Source organism: Dietzia aerolata (assembly GCF_014144865.1).
In the GTDB taxonomy this organism is placed as follows: Bacteria; Actinomycetota; Actinomycetes; order Mycobacteriales; family Mycobacteriaceae; genus Dietzia; species Dietzia aerolata.
Genome location: NZ_JAALDM010000156.1, coordinates 1 through 9821, shown reverse-complemented (window position 1 = coordinate 9821; position 9821 = coordinate 1). Strand labels below are relative to the sequence as shown.

The 9821-nt window shown below is 70.0% G+C and carries 7 protein-coding genes, 2 tRNA genes and 1 pseudogene; 3 read left to right on the top strand and 7 right to left on the bottom strand.

Annotated elements, in window-relative coordinates; all coding sequences use genetic code 11:
• On the top strand, positions 1–350 hold a 350-nt coding region (locus G6016_RS10200), incomplete at its 5' end, for an enoyl-CoA hydratase-related protein (RefSeq protein ID WP_241730123.1).
• A gap of 47 nt (positions 351–397) precedes the next feature.
• On the opposite strand, the gene G6016_RS10195 is transcribed toward G6016_RS10200, so the two are convergent.
• The 6 genes from G6016_RS10195 to G6016_RS10170 all read right to left on the bottom strand — a co-directional run bounded on the left by G6016_RS10195 (position 398) and on the right by G6016_RS10170 (position 7219).
• Positions 398–1495 carry a zinc-binding dehydrogenase gene (locus G6016_RS10195; RefSeq protein WP_182632552.1) on the bottom strand — a complete coding sequence of 366 codons (1098 nt, stop codon included), beginning with the start codon at positions 1493–1495 and terminating at the stop codon, positions 398–400.
• A 245-nt stretch (positions 1496–1740) separates the two neighbouring features.
• Positions 1741–1817: transfer RNA gene (locus tag G6016_RS10190), tRNA-Met, on the bottom strand.
• Between the two features lie 132 nt (positions 1818–1949).
• Complete coding sequence (locus tag G6016_RS10185; RefSeq protein WP_182632551.1) at positions 1950–2426, bottom strand: SRPBCC family protein; 477 nt, start codon at positions 2424–2426, stop codon at positions 1950–1952.
• A 242-nt stretch (positions 2427–2668) separates the two neighbouring features.
• Positions 2669–2745 (bottom strand) — tRNA-Met (locus G6016_RS10180).
• 259 nt (positions 2746–3004) lie between these two features.
• Positions 3005–6091 carry a UPF0182 family protein gene (locus G6016_RS10175; protein WP_182632550.1) on the bottom strand — a complete coding sequence of 1029 codons (3087 nt, stop codon included), beginning with the start codon at positions 6089–6091 and terminating at the stop codon, positions 3005–3007.
• A gap of 66 nt (positions 6092–6157) precedes the next feature.
• The gene (locus G6016_RS10170; protein ID WP_182632549.1) at positions 6158–7219 is read right to left on the bottom strand and encodes a PDZ domain-containing protein; all 1062 of its coding nucleotides are present in this window, start codon (positions 7217–7219) and stop codon (positions 6158–6160) included.
• A 100-nt stretch (positions 7220–7319) separates the two neighbouring features.
• On the opposite strand from G6016_RS10170, the gene G6016_RS10165 reads away from it, so the two are divergent.
• Positions 7320–8753 carry a zinc-dependent metalloprotease gene (locus G6016_RS10165; protein WP_182632548.1) on the top strand — a complete coding sequence of 478 codons (1434 nt, stop codon included), beginning with the start codon at positions 7320–7322 and terminating at the stop codon, positions 8751–8753.
• A 90-nt stretch (positions 8754–8843) separates the two neighbouring features.
• Here G6016_RS10165 and G6016_RS10160 read toward each other — a convergent pair whose 3' ends face one another.
• A complete protein-coding gene (locus G6016_RS10160; RefSeq protein ID WP_338403577.1) occupies positions 8844–9506 on the bottom strand; it encodes a M48 metallopeptidase family protein in 663 nt (220 codons plus the stop codon).
• A gap of 124 nt (positions 9507–9630) precedes the next feature.
• On the opposite strand from G6016_RS10160, the pseudogene G6016_RS10155 reads away from it, so the two are divergent.
• Positions 9631–9821 (top strand): annotated as a pseudogene (locus G6016_RS10155) (hypothetical protein); the annotation flags it as partial.

Below are 9821 nucleotides of genomic sequence, written 5' to 3'. Positions count from 1 at the left end.
GCCTCTGGCGCTCGGCCGTCCGTCTCCCGCGCCCGGTGGCCCTGGAGCTGGCGCTGCTCGGCGACGGACTCCCCGCCGCGCGCCTGCATGAACTGGGACTGGTCAACACCCTCGTCCCCCGCGGCACCGCCCTGGAGGCCGCGATGGACACCGCCCGCCGGATCGCCGCCAACGCCCCGCTCTCGGTGCGTGTCGGCAAGCAGATCATCGACGAAGCGCCCACCTGGGCACCCGAGGTGGCGTTCGGGCGTCAGAGCGAGATGGCCAGCCCCGCGCTGCTCTCCGACGACGCACGTGAGGGTGTGGCCGCCTTCGCCGAGAAGCGCGAGCCCCGCTGGACGGGCCGCTGACCGACCCCGCTGGCCGGCTCCTCGCCGGCCCGGCGGGGGTCTCACGCTCAGAAGACGAGCACCGGTTTGACCACCGTGCCGGCGGTCACCTCCTCGACCGCCCGGTTGATGTCCTCGAACGGATAGGTGGTCACCAGCTCGTCGAGCGGGAGGTCCCCTGCAGCGCGCATCTCGAGCAGTCGCGGAATGAGGGTCTGCGGATCGGCGTCGCCCTCGATGCAGCCCTGGACGCTCTTGCCGTTGTAGAGCAGGTCGATCGAGTCGACCGGGAACTCCGACGCACCCAGCCCCACCACGACCATGCGGCCGCGGGCGGCGAGTGCCTGCACGCCCTGCTTGATGACCTGCGGGACGGCCGTCGTGTCGACCGCAGCGGTGGCGCCACCACCGGTGAGCTCACGAATCTTTTCCACCCCGCCGACCTCGGGCAGCGTGGTGGGGTTGATGACATGGGCTCCGAGGGCCGCCGCCTGCTCGAGACGGGAGTCCTGGGTGTCCACGGCGACGACCGTCTCGAGGCCGAGCGCACGGGCCGCGGCGACGGCCGCGAGGCCCACCGCGCCGACACCGGAGACCAGCAGACTCGACCCTGGCTCGGGGTCGATCGTGTTGAGCACGGCACCCGCGCCGGTGAGGAAGCCGCAGCCGAACGGCGCGGCGAGCGTGAGGTCGGTGGACGGGTCCACCACCACCACGTTGTCCGCGTAGCCGATCGCCAGTTCGGAGAAGCTGGACTGCCCGAAGAACGAGCCGGCGACGGGCTGCCCGTCCCGGCTGTACGTGGTGGAGCCGTCCGCGCGGTAGCCCATGTTGTTGAGAACCATCGCGTTCTCGCAATAACCGAAGTCGCCGTCTGAGCAGTGGCCGCAGTCGCGGCAGGACCGGAAACTCATCACCACGTGGTCGCCCGCCTTCACGCCGGTGATGTCCGAGCCCACAGCCTCCACCACGCCGGCCCCCTCGTGGCCGAACACGCGCGGGAACATCTCCGCAGGCAGCATGGACGCGACGGTGAGGTCGGTGTGGCACAGGCCGACAGCCTTGATCCGTACGAGGATCTCGTCGGCGCGGGGCTCGTCCAGATCGAGCTCGGCGATCCGGAACGGCTCCCCCGGTCCCTCGACGACGGCGGCACGGGTCTTCACAAGCGGATCCTCTCGGGGTCGGTGGGCCCGCCGCCGAGCACATTCGGCTCGAGCGCGACACGCGGCGCGTCCGTCCCGGCGGGCATCCGCTCGACACTAACCGCGGCAGCCGCGCAGCGGGGGCGGAACCCACGACCAACTCGACAGGTGTCTATCGGGGGCGTCCGCCAGCCTCGCCGCGTGCAGACCGGGCGCATCCCGAAATGCATTCAGGCTCGGAGTCCGTGGACTCCGAGCCTGAACGTTGGTAGCGGGGACAGGATTTGAACCTGCGACCTCTGGGTTATGAGCCCAGCGAGCTACCGAGCTGCTCCACCCCGCGTCGCCAGTCCGCCACGGCGGGCGAACTCTCCGAACATGCTGGCCAGAAGCAATTTCCAGGCCGTCGATGTCGGAGTCCCTACCGTATCAGAGGTACTCGGAGCTTCACGAATCGGGCGCTCGGGCAGGCTCATCAATCGCCGGATTCGACGACCCTCTTGATGGCGGCGAGGGTCTCGGGGATCCCGGTGAAGGCGGCGGCCCGGCGCTTCTCGATCTCCTCGGCAGCCGAGTCTCCGTACTTCTCCACGAAGAACTCCTGGCCCTCCGGCGTGAAATCCCACGACTCGGTGAGCCGGGTGCTGGCGCCATCAGCCTCCGGCTGCATCGAATAGGTCCACACGACCCTGCCGCCGGCCACACTCCAGCTGAACTCGCGGCCCGGATCCGCGACGACGACCTCGGAGCGGGTCTCCCAGGTGCGGTCGGGCGTGACGTTACGCCCGGTGAAATACGCCCCCACCACCGCGCCACCCCCCTCGTCCCACCAGCACTCCCGGCAGACAGGCGACCACTCGCCGGTGCGGGTCACGTCCGAGACCGTGTCATAGACCCGGTCGGGCGAGGCACTGACAGAGATCGACTCCGAGTGCGTGAGCGACACAGTCATGGGTGCAGCCTATGGGCACGCCCTGTACGCGGTGCGGCCCGCCGCGCGCGGGACACGATCCGCAGCGACGTGATCCGCGGCAACGTAATCCGCGGCCACACAATCCGCTACCCTCCGTCGACATCCGCTACCGCTACAGGGCTAGCGGATCCGCAGGGAGAGTAGCGAATTCCGGGGGCTGGGGGCTGGTAGGCGAAATGACCTCAGGCCCGGCTCCTCGAGAGGAACCGGGCCTGAGTGCGTGGTAGCGGGGACAGGATTTGAACCTGCGACCTCTGGGTTATGAGCCCAGCGAGCTACCGAGCTGCTCCACCCCGCGTCGATTGCGTGTATGACACTACGTGCCACCGCACGGACAATGCAAATCGGTGAACGCGAACTGGACAGAAGGTGACCGAACACACAGGGAAAGTCATATTATCGCAGGTCAGCGCAGCTGACGCTCGTGGAGAAACAGGACCGCCCGGGTCGGCTTCCCGAAGGACTGCCGGCCCGGGCGGGACCGCTACGCGGCGGCTGGCCAGCGCCACCGGCGGCCACGACCGGCCGCCGTTACGGACGGTCGTGGCAGTGTGGCGTCAGTTGCCGTTGCCGAGCGCCTGGTAGGCGTCGACCGCGGCCTGCAGATCATCGAGTGCCTGGCCGAGGTCGCCGAGGTCGCCACTGTTCTGCGCCGACCGGACCGCGTTGAGCGCCGAGTTGATCTCGTCGATCGCCGCTCCCCGCTCGGCCTCGCTACCGCCTCCGCCACCGGACGGTGCGGACGGGCGCGGGGCACTCGACTCGGACTCGGGCCGGTCGCTGCCGCCCTCTGCCTCGGCCTCGGCTTCTGCCTCGGCCTCGCCGCTCTCGTCGATACGCACCAGGTTCGGGTCGGTCTCGATCCCCACCTGCTTGAGCGCCTCGTACAGTGTGGGCGCATACCCCACGGCGCGGTCGTAGCTCACCATCACGCGCAGCAGACGCGGGTACGCCGAGTCCTGGTCCTTGCGCTGGGTGTAGATGGGCTCGACGTACAGCACCGAGTCATCGGCCAGCGGCAGGGCGAGGAGGTTGCCCTCGGTGATCTCCGCCGTCTCGCCCCACAGTCGGCGATCCTCCGCGATCGCAGGGGAGGCGATCATGATGTCCTGCGCCTGGTTGGGGCCCTGCGCCAGCGGCTCGATCGGCCGCTGCACGCGCACCGTGATCTCACCGTAGGTCTCCGGGTCCGAACTGGCAGACATGTGCGCCGACAGAAACTCACGCTCGTACCCACGGAAGGCGGAGATGAGCTGGAACGTCGGCTCATCGGATTCCGGATCGGTGGGGTCCGAGGTGATCACGTAGTAGGGCGGCTGGCTCGGCCCCTCACGCTCCGTGGACTGCGCCCCGCCCGCGCCGCCACCGGTGTTGCCGGAGGCCGGACCACCCAGCGGACCACTCGCGGGCGGGGTCTGCGGGTTCTGGATGGACGAGGTGACCGTGGGATCGGACGGCACCGACCAGAACGCGTCATTGGTGAAGAACTGGCCCGGATCGTCGACCTGGTACTTGGCCAGCAGTTCACGCTGCACCTTGAACAGATCCTCCGGGTACCGGAAGTGATCGCGGAGCTCCTCGGAGATCTCGGACTCGGGCTGAACGATCCCCGGAAGCGCCTTCATCCACGTCTGCAGCACCGGATCCGACTCGTCGAACGCGTACAGGTCGACGGTGCCGTCGTAGGCGTCGACGGTGGCCTTGACCGAGTTACGGATGTACGAGACCTCCTCGTCCACCTGCACCCGACCGCCGAGCTCGTCGGTCGAGTCCGCGGTCATCGCCTCCAGCGAGCTGAGCTCGGCATAGGGGTAGGTCTTGAGCGTGGTGTACCCGTCGACAATCCACTTGATGCGCCCGTCGATCACGGCCGGGTACGTGTTGGTGTCCGTGGTGAGCCACGGGGCCACCTTCTGGACACGGTCGCGCGGATCCCGGTCGTAGATGATCTTCGAATCGTCCCCGATCAGGCCCGACAGCAGGATGTTGCGCTCGGCGAACTTCAGCGCATACGCCGTGCGGTTGACCCAGCCGTCGACGGGGACACCGCCGGAGCCGGTGTAGGTGTACTGCGTGGTGTCCGTGTCGTACTCGCGCGGGCCGTCACCGTTGTCACCGACGATCGCGTAGTCCGGATCCGACTGGGCGATGAGCTCACCGAAATAGATCCGCGGCTGCGTGACCGGGATCATCATCTCCTGGTCATTGTTGATCGTGTCCAGGTCCGAGACCTGGAAGTTGGGCAGGCCGCCGCGGTCCGAACCGGCGTCGTCCGCGATCTCGTTGACCCGGTTCGCGGGCGCGGCGACGAAGCCGTTGCCGTGCGTGTAGACGGTGTGCCGGTTGATCCAGTCCCTCTGGTTGGCCTGCAGCGCCGACGGGTCGAGCTCACGGGCCGCCACCAGGAAGTCCTGCATCTCCCCGTCGACCGTGTACCGGTCCAGGCTCAGCGTCTCGGGGAAGCCGTAGAAGTTACGCAGCTGCTGCAGCTGCGTGAACGTGGGTGACAGGACGTTGGGGTCCAGGATGCGGACGTTCGACAGCGTGGTGGTGTCCGAGGCAGCCTCGCGCGGGTTGGGGCTCGCCGCGCCCCAGTTCTCGATGTAGGTGACCCGGTCATCACCGATGTCATATGCCGCCCGGGTGGCCTCGATGTTGCGGGAGATGTACTCGCGCTCCTTCTCGGCACGGTTGGGGTTGACCGAGAACTGCTCGACGGCCAGCGGCCAGGCGGAGCCCACAACGAGCGCCGAGAACAGCAGCAGCACGGTGGCCAGCGCCGGGATCCGCAGGTCCTTGATGACGATCGCCGAGAAGAACGCGATCGCGCAGACCAGCGCCACGGCGAACATGAAGATCTTGGCCGGCATCAGCGCGTTGACGTCCGTGTAGCCGGCGCCGGTGAACGTGGAGTTCTCGCGGAACAGCAGCTCGTACCGGTCCAGCCAGTAGGCGGCCGCCTTGGTCAGGACGAAGAGCCCGGCCAGGGTCACCAACTGGATGCGGGCGGCGCGGGTCAGCGAGCCCTCACGAGCCCCGGGACGGATCCCGCCGACGAGGTAGTGCGTGATGAGGTTGGCCAGGAACGCCACCACCACGGCCACCATCACCCAGGTGACCACCGCGCGCCACATCGGCAGCTCGAACGCGTAGAAGGAGATGTCCAGCCCGAACTGCGGGTCGGTCTGCCCGAACTCCGTGGAGTTGAAGAACGCCAGGACGGTCTGCCAGCCGGTCTGCGCCACCGCGCCGGCCAGGACGCCGACCACGATGGGGATCCACACCACGGACTTGCCGGGCGAGGTGCCCATGGCCGCGCGGTAGCGGCTCAGCGGATCCTGCAGTCCGCCCTGCGCGAGGAAGACCGGCCGGAACCGGAAGGCCAGCAGGATGCCGGCCGAGATCGCGGCGCCGATCAGGATCGCCACCACGAAGAACAGCCCCAGGCGGGTGAGGATCTCCGTGCGGAAGACACTGGTGGCGTCGACACTGCCGAACCACAGCCAGTCCGTGTAGGCCGAATTCAGCCGGGGCAGAACCTGGATGAGGATGATGAGGACGACGACGGCGATGGCGACGGCACGACCACGACGCGACATCGTGAGAGGTCGGCCGGGCGGATTGCCGGGTGGGCGGACGGACACCGGTGATGCTCCTGGACTGCTGGGGCGGACATGCTCGTTGGTCCCACCTTACGGAAATGCCACCCGTCAGCCGCAGGTCGGTGGCTCACCCCCGGAAGCGGCCGTCTCCAGCGCCTCCAGCGCGCCCGAGAGCGTGGACACCTCGATGAGCCTTATCCCGTCCGGGGTGCCCTGCACAGCCTCCGCACAGTTGGCCGCCGGGACGAGGAACTCGGTGGCCCCCTCCTCGTGCGCAGCGCGGATCTTGTGGCGGATCCCGCCGATCGACCCGACCTCACCGCTGGGCCGGATCGTGCCGGAGCCGGCCACGTTCGCGCCGCCGGTGACCTCGCCGGGCGAGAGTCGGTCCACGATTGCCAAGGCCAGGATGAGTCCCGCCGAAGGACCGCCCACATCCGGTGCCACCGAGATGGTCACATCGGTGCCGTCCGCGGGGGTGTCCCCGACGAGGATGCCGAGGCGGCCCTGCTCGGGATCGCCGTCCGGCCCGGCTCCTGTCAGCGTTGTTGTCGTCGTCCCCTCTACCCCGTCACGCACGTACCCGAGCCGCACCTCATCGCCCGGGCGATGCGCGCTGACCTGCTCCACCACCTCGGAGGCGTCAGAGACCTGCTCGCCGTCGATCGAGGTGAGGATGTCGCCCTCCTCCAGGTGGCCCGCCGCCGCACCGTCGGGGTCCACGCCCTCGACCCGCGGCTGCATGGGGATTCCCAACTGGCGGTAGGCGGCCGCCTCCGCGCTGTTCTCCGACCCCACCATCTCCGCGGCGTTGGACTCGCGCACCTCCTCGCGCGAGGACTCCGGCGGGAACACCTGGTCACGCGGCACGACCACCTGCGCCGGATCCAACCAGAACCGCATGGCGTCCAGGAGGGTGAGACGGTCCCGCACGGCGACGGTGGTCATCCGCAACGAGCCCGTGGTCTCGTCGGCCTCACGCCCGGTCACCTCGATGACCGGCACGTCCTCGACGTCCCCGTCCTCGTTCTCCACCTGCGCCTGGCCCAGGGTGTCGTACGTGGGGCCGGGGCCCATCGCGACCAGCGGAACCGTGCCCGCGGTGGCGAGGACGAGCAACAGCACCGCCGGGACCAACGCGGCGAACAGAGTGAACAGGCGGCGACTCACGCAGGACAGGGTAGTCCGCTCCCCCGCCGAGTGGCGCCGCGACCGGACCCGGGGCCGTCGCCGCCGGACCCGAGGCCCCCGCACGCTGTACCGTTGTGGCATGAACCAGCCCTTCGGTTTCTCTGCATCCGACGACGACGGGCGGGACGACGACCGGCACAGCAACTCCGGCGGGTCCGGTGGCTCCGGCGGGTCGAACGGCCCCGGTGGCCCGGGCGGGCCCGGCGGCTTCGGCTTCGGTGGCGCCGGCGGTTTCGACCCCTCGCAGTTCGGTGACCTCGGCAAGATGATCTCCCAGTTCGGGCAGATGCTCGGCAACATGGGTTCCGCCATGTCCGGTCCCGGCAGCTCCGGCCCCGTCAACTACCAGCTGGCGCGCACCGTCGCCCTCCAGGCGCTCGGCCGCACGCCCGTGGTCACCGACGCCTCCCGCACCGCCGCCGAGGAGTCGGTCCGCCTCGCCGAGCTGTGGCTCGACGACACGACGGTGTTCCCCACCGGCGTGCACCGCACCGAGACGTGGACCCCCCAACAGTGGGTCGAGCAGTCGCTGCCCGCCTGGGAGAAGATCTGCACCCCGGTGGCCGAGCAGATGAACTCCGCCACCATGGGCGCCATGCCCGAGGAGGCCCGCCAGATGGCCGGGCCGCTGCTGGGGATGCTCGACCAGATGGGCGGCATGGGCTTCGGGATGCAGCTCGGGCAGGGGCTCGGCAAACTCGCCCCCGCCATCCTGTTCTCCTCCGAGGTCGGACTGCCGTTCGGTGACGACGGGGTGGCCGCGCTGTGCCCCGCCGCGATCGACGCGTTCGCCGACGAGCTCGAACTGCCCCGGCAGGAGGTGGTGGTGTTCCTCGCCGCCCGCGAGGCCGCGCACCTGCGCCTGTTCGCCGGCGCCCCGTGGCTGCGGGCCCGCTTCCTGGCCACCGTCGACGAGTACGCCCGCGGCATCCGCGTGGACACCTCCGCACTCGACGACCTGGCGTCCGGGCTCGACCCGTCGATCCTCCAGGACCCCGCCAAGCTGCAGGAGATGTTCGCCGGCGGCGCGGGCGCGATCGGCCCCAAGGTGACCAACGTCAACGAGGCCGCCCTGGGCCGGCTCGAGACGCTGCTGGCGCTCGTCGAGGGCTGGGTCGACGCGGTGGTCACCGAAGCAGTGGGCGACCGTCTTCCCAGCGCCGACAAGCTGCGCGAGATGTGGCTGCGTCGTCGCGCCACCGGCGGCGCCGCCGAGCAGGCATTCTCCTCGCTCGTCGGACTCGAACTGCGGCCACGCCTGGCCCGCGAGGCCGCCGAGCTGTGGCGGCGCGTCGGCGAGGCCGTGGGCACCGAACGTCGTGACGGCCTGTGGCATCACCCCGACCTGCTGCCCGTCGGCGACGACCTCGAGAACCCGGCCGCCGTGATCGACCGACTGCTCGACGAGTCCACCGAGGACTCCAGCGGCGTCGACGAGATCGAGCAGTTCCTCCGCGAAGCCGGTGGCGGTGGTGCCTCTGACGACCAAGACGGGCCCGGCGACAAGGCCTGAGATGTGATGCACGGCGACGGGCCGGCTGCCTGGGTGGCGGTCGTCCGTCGTGGCCTTGTCGTCGTCGTAAAATTCTGGGCGGTGACGCCCCTATGCGGTGCCGTCGTCGATCAGGTCCCCCACGCCCTCGCCGGGCCCCTCCCCCGACTCACCGCCGGGCGCGCCGGGGGCTCCGGGCGCGCCCGGGCGCAGCACCCGCGAGTAGGCCTCGAGGTAGCCCATCGCCCGCTCGGTCCGGGGGAACCGCCGCACCACCCGCCAGAATTCCGGCGGGTGCCCGCCCGGGACCACCAGGTGCGCCAACTCGTGCAGCACCACGTAATCCAGGACGTACGGCGGCACATCCCGCAGGGCCTCGCTGATCCGGATCTCGCCCGAGGCCTGCGTGCACGACGCCCAGCGCGTGGTCATCGCGGGCACCCACCGCACCGACGTCGGCACCGCGCGACCGTCCAGCCACTCGCGGGACAGCCCCTTTGCGCGCTGCATCAGCTCCGCATCGGATGCGCGGGTCCCCCGCCGCCGCCCCGACCGGGCCAGCTTGCCCAGCATGTCCGAGATGAGCCGACGCTCCTCTGACCTGGGCAGACCCGCCGGCATGAGCACCACTACTGTGTCGCCCTCGATCCTGGCCGAGACCGTCCGCTTGCGTCGCCTGGAGCGGCGCACGTCGATCCGGGGGTCGTCGGGGGACGTGGGCAGCCCTAAGGGATCGGGGGTCGCCGGATCGTCGATTGCGGGGGTGGGTGGCACGGCGACCACCGTAGACGACCTGCCGCGACGCGATTGTCCACAGCCTCTATCCGGTGCCGCAGCCTGTGGATAACTCCTCCTCGGCGGGGCCTGGTGGGGGTCGGGGCGTGCCACGATGGGCCCCATGAGCACCCCCACAGCACCGCCCGCCAAGTCCGCGCCGGTTCGTGCAACGCTGCGGCCCGGCACCGTGGTGGTGCTGCGCGATCACGAGTCGGTGCAGGTGGGACTGGCCCCCGATCGCGCGATGGTGGTGCGCGCCCCGCGCCGCCTGGGCGCGCGCGGGTTGGCGGCGCTACTCACCGGTCTGACCGG